The sequence below is a fragment of the Salmonella sp. HY31 genome, from assembly GCF_042604575.1.
Lineage (GTDB): Bacteria > Pseudomonadota > Gammaproteobacteria > Enterobacterales > Enterobacteriaceae > Salmonella > Salmonella diarizonae.
In genome coordinates, this window is the sequence record NZ_CP170479.1 from 3,543,332 (window position 1) to 3,562,161 (window position 18,830).

Here is an 18,830-nt window from a genome sequence, read left to right on the forward strand (position 1 = left end):
CCGATGGCACTACGCTCTGTTATAGGCCGGATAAGGCGTTCACGCCGCCATCCGGCAGATCGCGTTAAATGCCCCCGATCGGCCAGTGATGACCGACAAAATACAGTATTCCGGCGGATATCACGCCGGCGACGATATCATCGATCATGATCCCCATGCCGCCGTGCACGTTGCGATCAAACCAACGGATCGGCCAGGGTTTCCACATATCCAGAATGCGAAAGATAACGAACCCGGCAGCTACCCACTGCCAGGCAGTCGTCGGCAACGCCATCAGCGTTATCCACATACCGATAAATTCATCCCAGACAATACTGCCGTGGTCATGTACCCCCATATCTTTCGCCGTCTGATGGCAAAGATAAACGCCAATACAGATCCCAAACATCACGACCAGCGAATAAAGCTGCCACGGCAGAAACGTCATCAGATACCAGAAGGGGATCGCCGCCAGCGAGCCCATCGTGCCCGGCACCACGGGGCTCAGCCCGCTGCCAAAGCCGGTAGCGAGCAGATGCCACGGATTGCGCAAATTCAGGCGGCTTTTCGCAACATCTTTATGGCGTGGCAAAATGGTCATATCCTTTCCAGTCGAAGGTGACAGGCATTCCGTCACGTACAAAATTCATCCCTTCAATATCTGCGCTCATTTGACCTATGCAGGTAAAGGGAACACCCAGTTGACCGATGGCGACATCCAGCGCGCCGCGGTTCAGTTCCGGCACAGTAAAACACAGCTCATAGTCTTCGCCGCCAGAAAGCGCCCAGCGCAGCGCCTGCCCGGCATCAACATGGCGCATCATCGCGTCGGATTTGGGAAGCGCATCAACATCTACTCTTGCCCCACAACCGCTGGCCTTGACGATATGCCCCAGATCGGAAATCAGGCCGTCGGAAAGATCGATAGCCGCGCTGGCGATATCACGCAGCGCCTGGCCGTGTAAAATACGCGGCGTCGGGCGTAAATGACGTTTAATAAAATAGTGAGCGTCTGTCTCCTCCGATACCTGGAGCCGGTTTTGCAAAACCGCCAGCCCGGCAGCGCTGTCGCCCGGCGTACCGGTGATATAAATCCAGTCACCTGGCTTCGCGCCAGATCGCTTGAGCGCGCGCCCTGCCGGGATATAACCGTGGATACCCAGCGTCATCGACAGCGGTCCACGCGTGGTGTCGCCGCCAATGAGCTGCATATCGTAGTAATTCAATAGCTCAAACAGACTGTCGCTAAAAGCCTCCAGCCACGGCTCATCCACTTCCGGCAATGTTAACGCCAGAGTTAACCAGGCCGGGTCGGCCCCCATCGCGGCCAGATCGCTTAAATTCACCGCCAACGCTTTATAAGCCAGATCGGCAGGATCGATATCAGGGAGGAAGTGGTTGCCCGCCACCAGCGTATCGGTACTGATCGCCAGGGTCTGCTTTTCAGGAATATTCAGGAGCGCGCAATCGTCGCCAATACCGGTTTCAACATCAAGACGAGAGCTTCTTACACGGTCAAAATAACGGGCAATCAGGGAAAACTCGCCACATGCCATACGTTATGCCTCAGCAGAAAAAAAGAAAAGGCCGGAGACGACGGGTATCGATCGCCCGCTATCTTTCCGGCCTGTGAATCACTTTTTGTTGGGACGAATCACAGGAGCTGCTTTATCCAGCACGCCGTTGACAAATTTGTGGCTATCTTCAGCGCCAAAGGTTTTCGCCAGTTCAATCGCTTCGTTGATGGCCACTTTATAAGGCACATCGCTGCGTTTTGACAGCTCAAACAGCGCAATACGCAACACGGCTTTTTCAACCTGTCCCAGCTCTTCAAGCAGGCGGGACAGATACGGTTTCATTAAACCATCCAGGTACGCGCTGTTAGTCGCCACCCCGGATAGCAGTTCACGGAAATAGAGAACGTCGACGTCTTTTACGTCCTGTTCCGCCAGGAACTGGTATTCAACATCAGCGATGTCGTTCTGGGACAACTGCCAGGAGTAAAGCGCCTGGACGGCACACTCACGGGCGCGGCGACGAGCAGCAGGTTTCACGGAATTCCCCTTACAAAAAATCAGGCCTTAATGGCTTTCAATACATTAATCATTTCAAGCGCGGTCAGCGCAGCTTCTGCGCCTTTATTACCGGCTTTTGTACCAGCACGTTCGATGGCTTGTTCAATACTCTCGGTGGTCAGAACACCAAAAGCTACCGGCACGCCGCTGTCCTGGGCAACGTTTGCCAGGCCATTGCTGGCGCCGCCTGCCACATATTCAAAGTGCGCAGTCCCCCCGCGAATCACGGTTCCCAACGCAACCACGGCGTCATATTTACCGCTTTTCGCCAGCGCATCGGTCGCCAGCGGCAGTTCATAAGCGCCTGGCACCCACACTACGGTAATATTATCATCTTTTACCTGACCAATACGCGTCAGGGCATCAACCGCGCCATCCAGCAGGCTGTCGTTGATAAACTGATTGAAACGCGCAATAGTGATGGCGACGCGAGCGTCAGGGGCTGCAACGTTAGCTTTAATAATGTTCATATTCTCTCTTCCAGGGTTCATTTGGCCCCGCAGGGGGGCGGATTTTATCATAATAATTTGAGCGCTGCTCCCCTTTCGACGGGAGAACTCATGCGCTCACCATATGCAGGCAAACATCCGGGCCGACATGACGTATTTCGCTGAAGGTAAATTGCGGCGCGTCGGCGAGCTTCTCAAGCCCCGGTAATTCACATAATCCCCGCGCCTGGGTTCCCAACAATTTAGGCGCGACATAGACAATCAGTTCATCCACCAGCCCGGCTTGCAACAACGCGCCCGCCAGCCCCGGTCCGGCTTCAACCCAAATACTATTAATCTGCTGCCTGCCTAACTGCATCATCAACACAACCAGATCCAAATGTCCGTTGTGCACCGGCACGCTGATAGTACGAACCGAATCGGGCCACGCGCGGCTATCTTCCTGGGTACGCGCAATCCACGTTTCGCCAGGTTGTTGCACAATACGATGCGCAGGCGTTACCCGGTTTTGGCTGTCGATAACAATTCGCACCGGCTGGCGCAGATTTTCCTGTGGGTAAGAAGCCTGCGTAGATGCGTCTAACTCCGCCCAACGCACCGTCAAGGCCGGATCGTCAGCCAATACCGTCGCGCTACTGGTTAAGATAGCGTGGCTTTGCGCACGCAAGCGCTGAACATCACGCCGGGCCTGCGGCGAGGTGATCCACTGGCTCTCGCCGCTGGCCATCGCCGTCCGTCCGTCCACGGAGGCGCCCAGTTTAAGCTGAAGATAAGGGAATCCGGTACGCATCCGCTTGAGGAAGCCTTTATTGAGCGCCTCCGCTTCACTCATCATTAAACCGTGGCTGACCGCAATACCCGCCTGTTGCAGGCGATACAGCCCGCGTCCGGCGACCTGTGGGTTCGGGTCCTGCATCGCGGCGACAACGCGCGCGACGCCGGCCGCAATCAGCGCATCGCAGCATGGCGGCGTTCGTCCGTGATGGCTACAGGGTTCAAGCGTGACATAGGCGGTTGCGCCTTTGGCTTTTGCGCCCGCCATCCGCAGCGCATGTACCTCGGCGTGCGGCTCTCCGGCGCGCTGGTGATAACCTTCGCCGACGATGTCGCCATTGTTAACAATGACGCAGCCGACATTAGGATTCGGGTGAGTGGTGAAACGTCCACGCTGCGCCAGTTTTAGCGCTCGCGCCATGTAAAACTCATCCTGCATGGCTTAGTCCTGTAGGCGAGCGATTTCTTCGCCAAAGTCTTTGATATCTTCGAAACTGCGATAGACGGAGGCAAAGCGAATATACGCGACTTTATCGAGTTTTTTCAGCTGCTCCATGACCAGATTGCCAATCATCTTGCTGGGAACTTCACGCTCCCCAGTGGCGCGTAATTGTGACTTAATATGGTTCAACGCCATTTCAACATCATCCGCGCTGACGGGCCTTTTTTCCAGCGCTCTCAACATGCCGCTGCGCAGCTTATCCTCATTAAAGGGTTCGCGCACATCGTTACTTTTTATCACGCGCGGCATGACCAGTTCAGCCACTTCAAAGGTCGTAAAGCGTTCATTACAAACCAGGCACTGCCGACGGCGGCGTACGGACGAGCCCTCGCCTACAAGACGAGAGTCAATGACTTTGGTATCTACGGCGAAACAAAATGGGCAATGCATACGGCGTCCTGACCAGGTGACTTAGAAAACGCTATTTTACCCTGAACTGGCGCGACAACAAAGGCAGAGCGCTTTTGAGATAAAGGATCGGTGCCTTTGTTCGTATAGCACACTACCATTACGCTATCGGACCATGAAGGAAATGATCGACATGACAAGACGTTACCTAAGAGTTCTCCTGGTGGGAAGTCTCTTGAGCCTGACCGCCTGCGCGCCGCAGAGCGAGGTTCGCCAGATGCATCAAAGCATTAGCACTCTGAATAAAGAGATGAACCAACTGAATCAGGAAACGGTAAAAATTACCCAACAAAATAAGCTGAATGCAGATTCAACCCGCGGCGTCTATCTGTTGCCTGGCGCCAATACGCCTGCCCGGCTGGAGAGTCAGATCGGTACGCTACGTATGACATTGCTGGAAGTTACGCCTGTCACTGACGGTGCCCTGGCAACGTTACGCATTCAGGGCGAGTCCCACGATCCGCTTCCGGCATTCAGCGCTACCGTAGAGTATGGGCAGATTCAGGGCACTACGGAGAACTATCAAGAGGTGAATGCGCAGAGCCTTCTGGTAAATGCGCCTGCCAGCTTGCTGGCGCCCAGTGATGTCAATATTTCGTTACAGTTGAAGGGAATCACACCGGCGCGGTTAGGTTTTATTCGCATCCATGACATTCAGCCTGTTAATCAATAAACGTTCTGGCGGAGCGTTTTGTGCGTTCCGCAACACGCTTCACGCTCTTTTGTTGTCCTTCTGACATTTTCGGCATTTATAGCACGTATTGTAAATATTTATGAAAGCTACTACCCTTATCGCGCCTAAAATGCGCAAACGTGAACGCAATCGATTACGTAAATGATAGATATGTGAAACAAGACATATTTTTGTGAGCAATGATTTTTATAATAGGGTCCGCAGAAACACGAAATATTTAGAAACGCAAATTGCGCTTTTTTCACTCCCGTAAGGGATTTCAAACAGTGGCATACATATGAAAAAAACTTTACTCGCAGCCAGCGCAGCGCTGGCGCTCACCTCATCTTTTACTGTTAACGCAGCAGAAAACGATCAGCCGCAGTATCTTTCCGACTGGTGGCATCAGAGCGTAAACGTAGTAGGCAGCTACCATACCCGCTTCTCGCCGAAGCTGAACAACGACGTCTATCTGGAATATGAAGCTTTTGCCAAAAAAGACTGGTTTGATTTCTACGGCTATATCGATATTCCCAAAACCTTCGATTGGGGCAACGGCAACGATAAAGGCGCATGGGATGACGGCTCCCCGATGTTCATGGAGATCGAACCGCGTTTCTCAATTGATAAACTGACCGGCGTCAACCTGGGTTTCGGCCCGTTTAAAGAGTGGTATTTCGCCAACAACTACATCTACGATATGGGCGATAACAAAGCCGGTCGTCAGAGCACGTGGTATATGGGGCTGGGGACCGATATCGACACCGGTCTGCCGATGGGCCTGTCGCTGAACGTGTATGCAAAATATCAGTGGCAAAACTACGGCGCTTCCAATGAAAACGAATGGGACGGCTACCGTTTCAAAGTGAAATACTTCGTCCCCATCACCGATCTGTGGGGCGGTAAACTGAGCTATATCGGCTTTACCAACTTTGACTGGGGATCTGATTTAGGCGACGATCCGAACCGTACCAGCAACTCGATCGCTTCCAGCCATATCCTGGCACTGAACTACGATCACTGGCATTACTCGGTCGTCGCGCGTTACTTCCATAACGGCGGACAGTGGCAGAATGGCGCAAAACTGAACTGGGGCGACGGCGATTTCAGCGCGAAATCTACCGGCTGGGGCGGCTACCTGGTCGTGGGTTACAACTTCTGATTCGCGTAATACGCCGGAAATCTCCGGCGTATTAACCATAACATGCCGGACAGACTGCGCTCCGGCATCTTTGTTCTCACTTCTTCTTATTCATCATCGCCTTCAGATCGGCAAACGGGTTCCAGGTCGCCTCACCGAAATCTTTTTGCGCATCTTCCCCGGCAATGACCGTCGAACCGTACTGATCGGCTTCGGTATATTTGGAATGTTCATGATCGTGGCAGTAGAGGCACAGCAGTTCCCAGTTACTGCCGTCTTCCGGATTATTGGTATGGTCGTGATCGATATGATGCACCGTTAATTCACGCAGATTTGAATACACAAACTCACGGGAACAACGTCCACACACCCACGGGAACAGTTTCAACGCCTTTTCACGATAGCCGCTTTCCAGCCGCGCATAATTTCTAGGGATAATCGCCATGTCAGATACCTGGATAATAGAAAGGGTTATACACAGTTTCCCGCGAAGCCGGGTTTTTGGCAATCCCCGAAAAGAAGAGACAGTTACGTCATCTTTTCGTGCTGGAGGCATATAGAAAAAATCCCGGTCATTCTGACCGGGATGTAGAGTGTGGCATCAAAGCCTGTTTACGGCAGAATAGACGGCTGATCCGCCCCTTCTTTTTCGACTTTCTGCTGCAGCATATGCTCGCGCTTCATACCGAGTTTCAGCGCCAGCGCCGATGCGACATAGATAGAAGATGCCGTACCGATAGAAACGCCGATCAGCATTGTCAACGAGAAGCCTTCCAGTACCGGACCACCGAAGAGGTACAGCATCAGAATCACCACTAACGTCGTACCGGAGGTAATCAACGTACGGTGTAACGTCTGGGTTAGCGACACGTTAAAGATTTCGTAAGGCGTTCCGCGACGGATTTTGCGGAAGTTTTCACGAATACGGTCAGAGACCACGATACTATCGTTCAGCGAGTAACCGATCACCGACATCAACGATGCCACAATGGTCAAGTCAATCTCGATATGGAAAAGCGACAGTATTCCCAGCGTAATGATCACGTCATGCGCCAGCGCGATAACCACCCCTGCCGCCAGTCGCCACTCAAAGCGGAAACCGACATAAACGAGGATAGAGATCAACGCCACCAGCAGTGCCATGGCGCCGGTTTGCGCCAGATCGGCGCCCACGCTTGGCCCCACGAATTCAATACGCTTCACGGCCGCATTCTGGTTGGTGGCTTCATTAATGATCGTCACTACTTTGCTGCCCAGTACCTGACCGCCGGTTTCGCCTTCGGTTGGCGGCATACGCACCATAATGTCGTGGCTGCTGCCAAAGTTCTGCAACTGCGGCTCTTCGAAGCCTGCTTTTTGCAGCGCTTCACGCATCACGTCCATTTCAGCCGGTTTTTCCAGCGTGATTTCAATCACCGTGCCACCGGTGAAATCCAGCCCCCAGTTAAACCCGCGCACGCCCATAATGACAATAGCCGCGATCAGCAACAGTCCGGAGATGCCGAATGCCCAGTAGTCCCAGCGCATAAAGTCATAGACTTTACGGCCGTGGTTTAGTTGTTCAACAGTGTATTCCTGTGCCACATCGCACTCCTCAGATTGACAGCTTAGTGACGCGCTTGCCGCCATATAGCAGGTTTACGATAGCACGCGTACCGATAATCGCGGTGAACATCGACGTCGCCACACCGATACCAGTCGTAATCGCGAACCCTTTAATTGCCCCGGTACCGACGGCATACAGAATGATGACTTTAATCAGCGTCGTGATGTTCGCATCGAAGATGGAACTGAACGCGCCGGCATAGCCTTCGTTGATCGCCTGCTGTACCGTGCGGCCATTACTCAACTCTTCTTTGATACGTTCATTAATCAGAACGTTGGCGTCAACCGCGACCGCAAGGGTTAACACGATACCCGCAATCCCCGGCATACTGAGCGTTGCTCCCGGCAACAGCGACATGATACCGACAATCAACACCAGGTTAGCCACTAACGCGCTGGTCGCAATCAGACCAAACTTCTTATAGAAGAAGATCATGAACAGAATGGAGACCACCAGACCGGCCAGACACGCTTCCAGACCTTGCTTAATGTTCTGCATACCCAGGGTCGGGCCAATGGTGCGCTCTTCAACGATCTGAATCGGCGCAATCAGGGCGCCCGCGCGCAGCAACAGCGAGAGCTGGCGCGCTTCGTTTGGATTGCTAATGCCGGTAATACGGAAGCTGTTACCCAGGCGAGACTGGATGTTGGCGATGTTAATCACCTCTTCCTGTTTCACCAGTACGGCGCGACCGTTAGCATCTTTCTTACCGCTGTCTTTATACTCCACAAACAGGGTCGCCATCGGTTTGCCGATGTTGTCCTTAGTGAAGTTAGACATGATATTGCCGCCTGCGCTATCCAGCGAGATGTTAACCTGCGGCTGGTTGTACTCATCCTGGCTGGACGTAGAGTCGGTGATATGGTCGCCGGTGAGGATCACGCGTTTGTACAATACAACCGGCTGACCTTCGCGGGTCTGCTTCACTTCGGAATCACCCGGTACGCGCCCGGCGGCGGCGGCGGCCTGGTCAACGTTGGTATTCACCAGACGGAATTCCAGCGTTGCTGTCGCGCCCAGAATTTCTTTCGCACGGGCGGTATCCTGAATGCCCGGCAGCTCAACCACAATACGGTCCGCGCCCTGACGTTGTACGACAGGCTCCGCGACGCCCAGTTGGTTAACACGGTTACGCAGAATATTAATGTTCTGCTGAACGGCGTATTCGCGCGCTTCGCTCAGACGCGCATCGGTCATTACCGCGCGAAGCTGATTGCCGCTCTGGCTGGAAATCACCAGGTCACGATGACGCGGCGTCAGATAGGCAATCGCCTCATCACGCGCTTTGCTGTCACGGAACGTGATGCTCAGCCCATAATTATCTTCTTTACGAACAGTGGTATAAGGAATGCCTTTTTCACGCAGATCGCTGCGCAGGCTATCGATATTTTGTTCCTGGAGTTTACCCAACGCGGTATCCATATCCACTTCCATCAGGAAGTGAACGCCGCCGCGCAGGTCAAGACCAAGCTTCATCGGATCGGCGTGAATAGCCGCCAACCAGCGCGGCGTAGCCGGCGCAAGGTTAAGCGCCACGACATATTTATCCCCCAGCACGCTCATCAGCGCTTCGCGGGCGCGTAGCTGGGTATCGGTGGTGTCGAAGCGCGCAAGAATAGCGCCCTCTTCCAGTGCCACAGACTTAGCGGGAATTTTTTCTTCTTGTAACGTTTTCTGGACCTGGATCAGCGTTTGCTCACTGGCGGCGACGCCGCGCACGCCAGTGATTTGAACAGCCGGATCCTCACCATACAGGTTGGGAAGTGCGTAAAGCAGGCCGACGACAATCACGACGACCAGCATAATGTACTTCCACAAAGGATAACGGTTTAACACGGCAGTTCCCTTTGGGAAAACGGAATATTACAGCGCCTTCATGGTGCCTTTCGGCAGAACGGCAGCTACGAAGTCACGTTTGATAACCACTTCCGTGGTGTCATTCAGCGCGATGGCAATGTAGCCAGCTTCTGCTACTTTAGTCACTCGACCGACCAGACCGCCATTCGTCAGAACTTCATCACCTTTCGCAATGGAGTCCATCAGCTTTTTGTGCTCTTTGGTGCGCTTCTGCTGCGGGCGCAGGATCATGAAATAGAAAATCAGACCAAACACCACCAGCATTAAAATCAGAGACATCGGGCTGCCCTGCGCCGGAGCACCTGTTGCCGCTACCGCATCAGAAATAAAAAAGCTCATTCAAATTCCCTCATTATTAAAATTAATCAACGTTCAAAGGTGGAACGGGTCGCCCCTGACGTTGGTAAAACTCGGTTACGAAGCTCTCTAATTTACCCTCTTCAATAGCCTTGCGTAAACCCGCCATCAAACGCTGGTAGTAACGCAAGTTATGAATGGTATTGAGACGCGCGCCTAATATTTCGTTGCAACGGTCAAGATGATGCAAGTAAGCGCGTGAATAATTGCGACAGGTGTAGCAATCGCACTCGGCGTCAAGCGGGCTGGTGTCGCTTTTATGCTTCGCATTACGAATCTTCACCACGCCGTCGGTCACAAACAGATGACCATTACGGGCATTTCGCGTTGGCATGACACAGTCAAACATATCAATACCGCGACGCACGCCTTCCACCAAATCTTCCGGTTTACCAACGCCCATCAGGTAACGCGGTTTGTCAGCCGGGATCTGCGGACAGACGTGCTCCAGAATGCGGTGCATATCTTCTTTCGGCTCACCGACAGCCAAACCGCCGACAGCGTAGCCATCAAAGCCAATCTCTACCAGACCTTTCACCGAGATATCGCGTAAATCTTCGTAAACGCTGCCCTGAATGATGCCAAAAAGCGCATTTTTATTGCCAAGGCTATCAAAACGGTCGCGACTACGCTTCGCCCAACGCAACGACATCTCCATCGAGCGTTTAGCATAGTCCCAGTCTGCCGGGTACGGCGTACATTCATCAAAGATCATCACGATATCGGAACCGAGATCGTACTGGATCTCCATCGACTTTTCCGGATCGAGGAAAATCGGATCGCCGTTGATCGGGTTACGGAAATGTACGCCCTGCTCGGTAATCTTACGAATATCTCCAAGGCTGAAGACCTGGAAGCCGCCGGAATCGGTGAGGATCGGCCCTTTCCACTGCATAAAATCGTGCAGATCGCCATGCAGCTTCATGATCTCCTGACCCGGACGCAGCCACAGGTGGAAAGTATTACCGAGAATGATTTGCGCGCCGGTCGCTTCCACTTCTTCCGGCGTCATGCCTTTTACCGTACCGTAAGTCCCAACGGGCATAAAAGCAGGCGTTTCCACTACGCCACGATCAAACACCAGACGACCGCGACGCGCGCGACCATCGGTGGTATCTAACTCAAATTTCATTATCACTCCTGCGTCAGAAAAACAGTCTGACGTTTAACGACTCGCTACGGAATTATTCCATAGCTAATAAATTCCCGAAGGCGTCATCGGCGCAGCCAGTTTGGGGTCGGCCAGCACACAGCCACCGGAGCGTACACGCAGTACGTGAGGATGGCGAGCACTGCCCGGCGTCAAAATGGCAAGTGAGATAGCCTTCTTACGGACGCTCAAAAATAGCCTGCGGATTGTACGTGATAAACATCGCGTCCCCGTAGCTAAAAAAACGATATTTTTGTTCCACCGCAGCCTTATAAGCATTCATGGTGTGCTCATAACCGGCAAACGCGGAAACCAGCATAATCAACGTAGATTCCGGCAGGTGGAAGTTGGTGACCAGCGCATCAATCACTTTGTATTGATAACCTGGATAAATAAAAATTTGCGTATCGCCAAAGAACGGCTCTATCAAATCGCTTTTTGCCGCCTGCGCCGCGCTCTCCAGTGAGCGTACCGAGGTCGTGCCCACGGCGATAACCCGCTTGCCGCGCGCTTTTGCCGCCAGCACCGCGTCGACCACCTCCTGCGGCACTTCCGCATATTCGGAATGCATGATGTGATCTTCGATTGTATCGACACGCACCGGCTGGAAAGTGCCCGCTCCTACGTGTAGCGTGACAAACGCCATTTCGATACCTTTTTCCCGAAGCGCCGCCAGCAGTGGCTCATCAAAGTGCAGCCCGGCAGTCGGCGCGGCAACAGCGCCCGGTTTTTCACTGTAGACCGTCTGGTACAGTTCGCGGTCGGCGTCTTCGTCCGGACGGTCGATATACGGCGGCAGCGGCATATGGCCGATGGCGTTGAGAATATCCAGCACCGGACGCTGGTCATTAAACTCAACTTCAAACAGAGCGCCGTGACGCGCGGTCATGGTCGCGTGAATGCTTTCGTCATCGCCCAGTAGCAGTTCCGTACCCGGTTTTGGCGCTTTAGAGGCGCGAATATGCGCCAGGATGCGTTTATCATCAAGCATACGCTCGACCAGCACCTCAATCTTGCCGCCGCTGGCTTTACGGCCAAAGAGCCGCGCCGGGATCACGCGGGTATTGTTAAAGACCAGCAAATCGCCAGGGTTGAGCTTATCGAGCAGATCGGTGAAAGTACCGTGCGTCAGCGCGCCCGTCGGCCCCTCTAATGACAGCAAACGGCAGCGACTGCGCTCCGGCTGTGGGTAGTGGGCAATCAGGGATTCGGGTAGTTCAAAGGAAAAATCGGTAACGCGCATGACTCTGACTCAGACTAAAATAAGAGGCGGGTAGTCTAGTGCCGGGGCGTTCCCGCTGCAACCGTTACCCGCGTTTTGGACAGAGAATCAATAATGAATTTTCTTGCTCACCTGCATCTGGCGCACCTTGCCGACAGCTCGCTTTCCGGTAATCTTCTGGCCGATTTTGTCCGGGGAAACCCGGCAACGCATTATCCTCCTGACGTCGTAGAGGGTATTTATATGCATCGGCGTATTGACGTCATGACCGACAACCTGCCGGAAGTTCGTGAGGCGCGAGAGTGGTTCCGCCATGAAACGAGGCGTGTGGCGCCCATTACGCTGGACGTCATGTGGGATCATTTTTTATCGCGCCACTGGACGCAAATCTCTCCCGATTTTCCACTTCAGGCGTTTGTCGGCTATGCCCATGCGCAGGTCGCGACTATTTTGCCCGACTCCCCGCCGCGCTTTGTCAACCTGAATGATTATCTTTGGTCAGAAAAATGGTTAGAGCGTTATCGCGATATGGATTTCATTCAAAACGTGCTGAATGGCATGGCGAATCGCCGTCCCCGGCTGGATGCTTTGCGTGATTCCTGGTACGATCTGGACGCGCACTACGACGCGTTAGAAGAACGCTTCTGGCATTTTTATCCGCGTATGATGGCACAGGCCGCCCGCAAAGCGCTTTGACCGCCTGATAGCGAGGGCGCGCATCAGATGCGCCGTTGGCAAAAAGATCGTCCGTTGTCATAAAGGGGTCATCATTACAATTTATAATGATCCGATCGATAGGCAAAAGCTGTCTCATTGATTGTCAAGACCGCATTGTTTTGTCGCTTCGCCCTCCCTATACTGCCCGCGTTGCGTTCTAAAACCCTTAATATTGCAGGAGAATTATTATGGTACTGGTTACTCGTCAGGCCCCAGACTTCACCGCTGCAGCGGTACTGGGTAGCGGTGAGATTGTTGATAAATTCAACTTCAAACAGCACACCAATGGTAAAACGACCGTTCTGTTCTTCTGGCCGATGGACTTCACTTTTGTTTGCCCGTCTGAGCTGATCGCCTTTGATAAACGTTATGAAGAATTCCAGAAGCGCGGCGTTGAAGTGGTCGGCGTTTCTTTCGACTCTGAATTCGTCCACAACGCATGGCGTAACACCCCTGTCGATAAAGGCGGCATTGGCCCGGTGAAATACGCGATGGTCGCGGACGTGAAGCGTGAAATTCAGAAAGCTTATGGTATCGAACATCCTGATGAAGGCGTTGCGCTGCGCGGCTCTTTCCTGATTGACGCTAACGGTATTGTTCGCCACCAGGTTGTAAACGATCTGCCGCTGGGTCGTAATATCGACGAAATGCTGCGTATGGTTGACGCGCTGCAATTCCACGAAGAGCACGGCGATGTCTGCCCGGCGCAGTGGGAAAAAGGAAAAGAAGGCATGAACGCCTCTCCGGACGGCGTGGCTAAATACCTGGCTGAGAACATTGCCAGCCTGTAAGTCAGTGCATTGACAAAAGGCTCGCTATCGCGAGCCTTTTTTATGCGTGAGGTTTTACGAACCACTTCGCCTCAACGATTCATCCATACCGTCGCGGAAATCGCGGGTAAAGTAAGCCTCCCCTCGCGGATGTCACCGCTTCCCGTTTTACATTGCCATCCGGCCACGTTCAGCAACGGCGACGCTTCCAGCGCCACTTCACAGGCCTCGCCCCGGTTAATCAGCACCAGCGCCCGCTGCTGCTGATAAACCCGCACGAACACCACTACATCACCTTCGGCATACAGCGCCTGGCATCCGCCACGACGCAGCGCCAGACTGCGCTGGCGCAGTTTCACCATACGCTGGTACAGCGCCAGCAAGTTACCGTCCTGCTTGCGTTCGTCCCACGGGAACGGTTTGCGGCACAGCGGATCATTCGCGCCGTCTACGCCGACTTCATCGCCATAATAGATACATGGCACGCCGGGCCAGGTAAACAGCCAGACCACTGCCAGCGGCAGGCGCGCCTTGTCTTTACCCAGCAGGGTCTTAAAGCGCGCGGTATCATGGCTGTCGAGTTGATTAAACATGCGCAGTTGTTGCTGGTGCGATAATCCGGCGCGGTAGTTATCCATCCACGCGATACAGGTCCGGGCATCGATATGCTGCGGCTCGTAAGCGATATCAGTTTTGGCGAGAAATCCCCACAGCGGGAAGGTAAAACCGCGATAATTCATGGCGGCATCTTCCACGTCGGCCTGTAGCCACTGCCGCGCATCGCCGAAATGTTCTCCCACAATATAGGCTTCGGGCTGCGCCTCTTTTGCCGCCCGGGTAATGCCGGCGACATGCTGCAAATTGTTGCGCGCCCCACCCGCCTCGCCCAGCATATGTACGACATCCAGCCGCCAGCCGTCCATATTCCACGGTGCCTTTAGCCAGTGACGAACAATACTGTCCTCACCGCGATAGATCTCATCCACCAGCGTTTCTGATTGATAATCGAATTTCGGCAGGCTCGGATAACCCAGCCAGTCCAGCGCCACGCCTTGTGGTGAAAAGGAGTACCAGTCGCGCCACGGCGAGTCCGGATGATGGCACGCGCCGCCAGTGCTGCGGTTATGCCTGTCAAACCACGCGTGCGAGTCGCCGCTATGGTTAAACACGCCATCCAGCACCAGTCGCATGCCCTGCGAATGCGTTTCACGCCGCAGGCGCAGCAGCGCCCGATCGCCGCCAAATTGCGGATCGACATGGCGATAATCTTCCGTGTCATACTTATGGACGCTCGGCGCGGTAAATACCGGGTTCAGATATAGCGCTGTGACGCCCAGTTTTTTCAGATACGGTAGCTTCTCGCAAATGCCATTCAGACAGCCGCCGTAAAAGGTAGAACCGCCCGCCTGGATGGTTAAAGGATCGTCCCAGTCACGCAGCACAATCTCCTGCCCCGCGGCATGATGGTAATACACTCGGTCCTGATCTGCTTCACGCGTCTCGCTGCGGGCAAAACGATCCGGGAAGATCTGATAAAAAATTTGATCGGCGACCCACTGTGGGCCGCTATCCGGCGCATCAACCGCAAATTGTTCCAGACGCGCAGGCGGAAAACGGCTAAATCCCTGCGGCGTAAACCATCGCTGACGGTCATGCCAAAGCAATTTAAAGCTGTAACGGCGACGGGGCTGCCCTAACGCGATATCGAGCGTCGCTCGCCACGCCGTCACGCCCGGCTGCGGCTGGCGGCGCTGTTTGCGCATCGCCAGCGAGATTTCTTCATTATCAAATTCTGAGCGCAACGTCACGCGAGAAGGCGGATCTTCTCCCCTCAGCCACAACGTAATGATTAATTTATCGTTATGTTGCTTCACAAATGGGGCAACCGGTAGGTGCCAGGCATTCAACATCTCGTATCCCCTCTACTGAAAATGGGGTCACCTTGCCATAGGGATTTAAAGGATAACTCATCATCCGAGGGTTTATTAGGGGAGGAGACGCAAGGAGGAGAAGCGGCTCCGCTTATCCGGCCTACAGTTGCCTGCAGACCGGATAAGGCAGAGAAAAACGACTACGCCTGCGCCAACTGACGGTCGCGACGGCGTTTAAACATCCAGCCAATCAACAGCAAAACTATCCAGGCGAAGCCCACATATAGTGAGATGCGGGTATCCGGATGATAGCCGATAAGCGCAATAATGAAGACCAGGAAAATCAGACCCACTATCGTCGTTACGACACCGCCCGGCACCTTAAACTTCAGCGCTTTTACCTCTTCCGGCGGTAAACGACGACGGAAGGCGATTTGCGACAGCAGGATCATAATCCACCCCCATACTGTCGCAAACGTCGCCAGGGAGGCAATCACCAGGAAAACGTTTTCCGGCATGATGTAGTTCAGATAAACCGCAAACAGCAGCGCAATCGTCATCACCAGCACAGTGACCCACGGAATACCACGGCGTGACGTTTTGGCAAAGATTTTCGGCGCGCTCCCCTGCTCCGCCATACCATGCAGCATACGGCCTACGCCAAACACATCGGAGTTGATAGCGGAAAGCGAGGCAGTCAATACCACAAAGTTCAGAATGCTGGCGGCAAAGGTAATCCCCATATGCTGAAACGTCAGCACAAATGGGCTACCGTCCGTGCCGACCTGATTCCACGGATAGATAGACATAATGACGAACAACGTGCCGACATAAAATACCAGGATACGCATCGGTACCGAGTTAATGGCCCGCGGAATGGATTTCTCCGGGTCTTTCGCTTCCCCGGCGGTGATACCGATAATCTCAATCCCGCCGTAAGCGAACATCACCATTTGCAGCGACATGATCATTCCCAGCCAGCCATTGCTGAAGAACCCGCCGTTGCTCCACAGGTTATGAATGCCGGTGGACTGCCCGCCGTTGCCAATTCCCCACACAATGATACCGATACCCGCGACAATCATGATAATAATGGTGGCGACTTTGAAGAAGGAGAACCAAAACTCCAGCTCGCCGAACACCTTGACGCTCATCAGATTGATGGCGCAAATGATCAGCACCACGCTAAGAACCCAAATCCAGTGCGGCACGGCGGGGAACCAGACGCCCATATAAATGCCGAACGCGGTCACGTCGGCAATAGCGACGATCAGGATCTCAAAACAGTAGGTCCAGCCGGTAATATAGCCCGCCAGCGGGCCGAGGTTTTCCTGCGCATAGCGCGAAAATGAGCTGGCGGCAGGGTTGTGAACGGACATTTCCCCCAATGCGCGCATAATGATATATGCCGCGACCCCGCCAATAATATAGGCCAACAGCACGCTCGGCCCCGCCATTTTGATGGCGTCCGCCGAGCCGTAAAACAGGCCGGTGCCGATTGCCGAACCTAATGCCATAAAGCGAATGTGCCGGGTACTCAGCCCACGCTTTAGCTTATTATTGCTTTCCATCAATTTCTGACCTATCAACACAATAAAAAACCACGGGGCGTTAAGCCCCGTGGTGTACACATATGTCAGCGATTTTAGTGAGCGCTGGAGGCCACCTGTCGACCCGCCGCGCGATCCCAGATAATCGCCAGGATCACCATCACCACCGTTGGCATCAACCACGCCAGTCCTTGTTCCGCCAGCGGCAAACGCTGGCTCCAGGCTGGCAACACATCGCCAAAGGCAGATGCTTTGATGCCGTCAAGGATACCAAAAAGCAGGCTGATAAACATTGCCGGTGCGATGATGCGGGTGGAATTATGCCACCATGAGCGGGTAAAACTTAATACAACCAGTGCGATACACGGCGGATAGATAGCCGTCAGCACCGGAATGGAGATTTGAATCAGATGGCTCAGTCCGAGGTTTGACACCACCATAGAGAAGCCGCCGAGGATAAAGACCAGCGTCCGGTAAGACAGCGGAATATACTGCGCGAAGAACTCAGCGCAGGCGCAAGTCAGCCCCACCGCCGTCACCAGACAGGCGATAAAGATTAGCGCCGCCAACAGGAAGCTTCCCGCGCCGCCAAAGGTATGCTGAACGTAGGCATGAAGAATCGCCGCGCCGTTCGCTGACTGATCGACCAACGTCGCGCTGTCAGAGCCTAAGCGGAACAAGGCAAGGTAAAGCAGCGTCAGCCCCACGCCCGCCATCAGGCCGGCCCAGACCGTGTAACGCGTCAACAGGCGCGCTTCGGTAACGCCGCGAGAACGCGCCGCGTTCACAATAACGATACCAAACACCATCGCGCCCAGCGTATCCATCGTCAGATAGCCGTTCACAAATCCGTTAGAAAAGGCCGCATTCTGATAAGCGTCCAGGGCGTTGCTGATTGGACCGGCAGGCCAAACGATAGCCGCAACGGAAAGGATGACCAGCGCAATAATTTTCAACGGCGCCAGGAAATTCCCTACCGTATCCAGCAGCTTACCCGGATAGAGGGAAACCAGAATAACGATAGCGAAATAGACCACGCTGTAAATCAGCAACGGCATTGCAGAATCGCCGGTCAACGGAGCGATACCGACCTCAAACGACACCGTCGCGGTACGCGGCGTCGCAAATAATGGCCCGACGGCCAGATAACAAACGGTCGCCAGCAGGAGGCCCGCCACTTTACCAATCGGCGTACTGAGGCTGTCTACGCCGCCGCCGACTTTCGCCAGCGCCACAACGGTAAGAACCGGTAGACCCACGGCGGTAATCAGAAAGCCAATAGCGGCTGTCCAGACGTGTTCACCCGCCTGCAAACCGACCATAGGAGGAAAAATAATATTGCCTGCGCCAACGAACAGCGCAAATGTCATAAAGCCCAGGGCGATGATATCGCGCGATTTTAACTGATGGGTCATAAAGTCTTACTGCCTGTGGATGGTGATGTTGTAAACATTAAAATTTTTGCCTTTCCCGGAGGATTATAAAGCGGCGTTTTTTATCAATTTCAGCGGGAAAAACTCCCGGACCGATGCGGCGAAGAATTGTTTTTCGATTTACCGCGCAAATGCAGCCGTAATGACAGCACCTGGAGCGCAATTTAAACGCTTATAACGTTTTAAAGCAAGGTGGGATCTAAAAACCAGATGAATATAGCGATATGAAATTTACAACCAGAATAAAACACCATTCTCATGAAAAAGTTATGGCTAATCATGCGAACAAAAAACCA

Annotated in this window: 19 protein-coding genes; 4 read left to right on the plus strand and 15 right to left on the minus strand. The window is 53.7% G+C overall.

Going from position 1 to position 18,830, the window contains the following annotated elements; all coding sequences use genetic code 11:
- Positions 1-64 precede the first annotated feature (64 nt).
- From pgpA to nrdR, 6 genes are all read right to left on the minus strand, one after another.
- The gene (pgpA, locus tag ACE15A_RS16845; protein ID WP_023246155.1) at positions 65-580 is read right to left on the minus strand and encodes a phosphatidylglycerophosphatase A; all 516 of its coding nucleotides are present in this window, start codon (positions 578-580) and stop codon (positions 65-67) included.
- Positions 558-1,535, minus strand: a complete 978-nt coding sequence (gene thiL / locus ACE15A_RS16850) for a thiamine-phosphate kinase (RefSeq protein ID WP_023246154.1) — start codon at positions 1,533-1,535, stop codon at positions 558-560. Before thiL ends, pgpA begins: the two co-directional genes overlap by 23 nt.
- 78 nt (positions 1,536-1,613) lie before the next feature.
- Complete coding sequence (gene nusB / locus ACE15A_RS16855) at positions 1,614-2,033, minus strand: transcription antitermination factor NusB (RefSeq protein ID WP_000801129.1); 420 nt, start codon at positions 2,031-2,033, stop codon at positions 1,614-1,616.
- A gap of 20 nt (positions 2,034-2,053) precedes the next feature.
- Complete coding sequence (ribE, locus tag ACE15A_RS16860) at positions 2,054-2,524, minus strand: 6,7-dimethyl-8-ribityllumazine synthase (RefSeq protein WP_053508569.1); 471 nt, start codon at positions 2,522-2,524, stop codon at positions 2,054-2,056.
- A gap of 88 nt (positions 2,525-2,612) precedes the next feature.
- Positions 2,613-3,716 carry a bifunctional diaminohydroxyphosphoribosylaminopyrimidine deaminase/5-amino-6-(5-phosphoribosylamino)uracil reductase RibD gene (gene ribD / locus ACE15A_RS16865; RefSeq protein ID WP_023246152.1) on the minus strand — a complete coding sequence of 368 codons (1,104 nt, stop codon included), beginning with the start codon at positions 3,714-3,716 and terminating at the stop codon, positions 2,613-2,615.
- A gap of 3 nt (positions 3,717-3,719) precedes the next feature.
- The gene (gene nrdR / locus ACE15A_RS16870; RefSeq protein ID WP_000543533.1) at positions 3,720-4,169 is read right to left on the minus strand and encodes a transcriptional regulator NrdR; all 450 of its coding nucleotides are present in this window, start codon (positions 4,167-4,169) and stop codon (positions 3,720-3,722) included.
- A gap of 151 nt (positions 4,170-4,320) precedes the next feature.
- Between nrdR and ACE15A_RS16875 the strand changes: the two genes are divergently transcribed.
- Positions 4,321-4,860, plus strand: a complete 540-nt coding sequence (locus ACE15A_RS16875; RefSeq protein ID WP_053508571.1) for a DUF3251 domain-containing protein — start codon at positions 4,321-4,323, stop codon at positions 4,858-4,860.
- Between the two features lie 298 nt (positions 4,861-5,158).
- Positions 5,159-6,022 (plus strand): nucleoside-specific channel-forming protein Tsx, encoded by an 864-nt coding sequence (locus ACE15A_RS16880; RefSeq protein ID WP_023246150.1) that lies wholly within the window; start codon positions 5,159-5,161, stop codon positions 6,020-6,022.
- A gap of 76 nt (positions 6,023-6,098) precedes the next feature.
- On the opposite strand, the gene yajD is transcribed toward ACE15A_RS16880, so the two are convergent.
- The 6 genes from yajD to queA all read right to left on the minus strand — a co-directional run bounded on the left by yajD (position 6,099) and on the right by queA (position 12,214).
- Positions 6,099-6,446, minus strand: coding sequence for an HNH nuclease YajD (gene yajD, locus ACE15A_RS16885; RefSeq protein ID WP_053508574.1), 348 nt, complete (start codon positions 6,444-6,446; stop codon positions 6,099-6,101).
- A 167-nt stretch (positions 6,447-6,613) separates the two neighbouring features.
- On the minus strand, positions 6,614-7,585 hold the full coding sequence (secF, locus tag ACE15A_RS16890; RefSeq protein ID WP_000046648.1) for a protein translocase subunit SecF: 972 nt from the start codon (positions 7,583-7,585) through the stop codon (positions 6,614-6,616).
- Between the two features lie 10 nt (positions 7,586-7,595).
- The gene (secD, locus tag ACE15A_RS16895; protein WP_000934813.1) at positions 7,596-9,443 is read right to left on the minus strand and encodes a protein translocase subunit SecD; all 1,848 of its coding nucleotides are present in this window, start codon (positions 9,441-9,443) and stop codon (positions 7,596-7,598) included.
- A 27-nt stretch (positions 9,444-9,470) separates the two neighbouring features.
- Positions 9,471-9,803: a preprotein translocase subunit YajC gene (gene yajC, locus ACE15A_RS16900; RefSeq protein WP_000007628.1), complete on the minus strand. Its 333-nt coding sequence runs from the start codon at positions 9,801-9,803 to the stop codon at positions 9,471-9,473.
- Between the two features lie 22 nt (positions 9,804-9,825).
- Positions 9,826-10,953 carry a tRNA guanosine(34) transglycosylase Tgt gene (tgt, locus tag ACE15A_RS16905; protein ID WP_000667308.1) on the minus strand — a complete coding sequence of 376 codons (1,128 nt, stop codon included), beginning with the start codon at positions 10,951-10,953 and terminating at the stop codon, positions 9,826-9,828.
- A gap of 196 nt (positions 10,954-11,149) precedes the next feature.
- Positions 11,150-12,214, minus strand: coding sequence for a tRNA preQ1(34) S-adenosylmethionine ribosyltransferase-isomerase QueA (queA, locus tag ACE15A_RS16910; RefSeq protein ID WP_053508575.1), 1,065 nt, complete (start codon positions 12,212-12,214; stop codon positions 11,150-11,152).
- A gap of 93 nt (positions 12,215-12,307) precedes the next feature.
- Here queA and acpH point away from each other — a divergent pair, with 93 nt between their 5' ends.
- The gene (acpH, locus tag ACE15A_RS16915) at positions 12,308-12,889 is read left to right on the plus strand and encodes an ACP phosphodiesterase (RefSeq protein WP_001009858.1); all 582 of its coding nucleotides are present in this window, start codon (positions 12,308-12,310) and stop codon (positions 12,887-12,889) included.
- 209 nt (positions 12,890-13,098) lie between these two features.
- A complete protein-coding gene (locus ACE15A_RS16920) occupies positions 13,099-13,701 on the plus strand; it encodes a peroxiredoxin (RefSeq protein WP_023246147.1) in 603 nt (200 codons plus the stop codon).
- A 71-nt stretch (positions 13,702-13,772) separates the two neighbouring features.
- Here ACE15A_RS16920 and malZ read toward each other — a convergent pair whose 3' ends face one another.
- The 3 genes from malZ to brnQ form a co-directional block, all read right to left on the minus strand.
- The gene (gene malZ, locus ACE15A_RS16925) at positions 13,773-15,590 is read right to left on the minus strand and encodes a maltodextrin glucosidase (protein ID WP_053508577.1); all 1,818 of its coding nucleotides are present in this window, start codon (positions 15,588-15,590) and stop codon (positions 13,773-13,775) included.
- A gap of 161 nt (positions 15,591-15,751) precedes the next feature.
- Positions 15,752-17,122: a proline-specific permease ProY gene (gene proY, locus ACE15A_RS16930; protein ID WP_129382466.1), complete on the minus strand. Its 1,371-nt coding sequence runs from the start codon at positions 17,120-17,122 to the stop codon at positions 15,752-15,754.
- A 74-nt stretch (positions 17,123-17,196) separates the two neighbouring features.
- Positions 17,197-18,516 (minus strand): branched-chain amino acid transporter carrier protein BrnQ, encoded by a 1,320-nt coding sequence (gene brnQ / locus ACE15A_RS16935; RefSeq protein WP_023246144.1) that lies wholly within the window; start codon positions 18,514-18,516, stop codon positions 17,197-17,199.
- Positions 18,517-18,830: the final 314 nt, after the last annotated feature.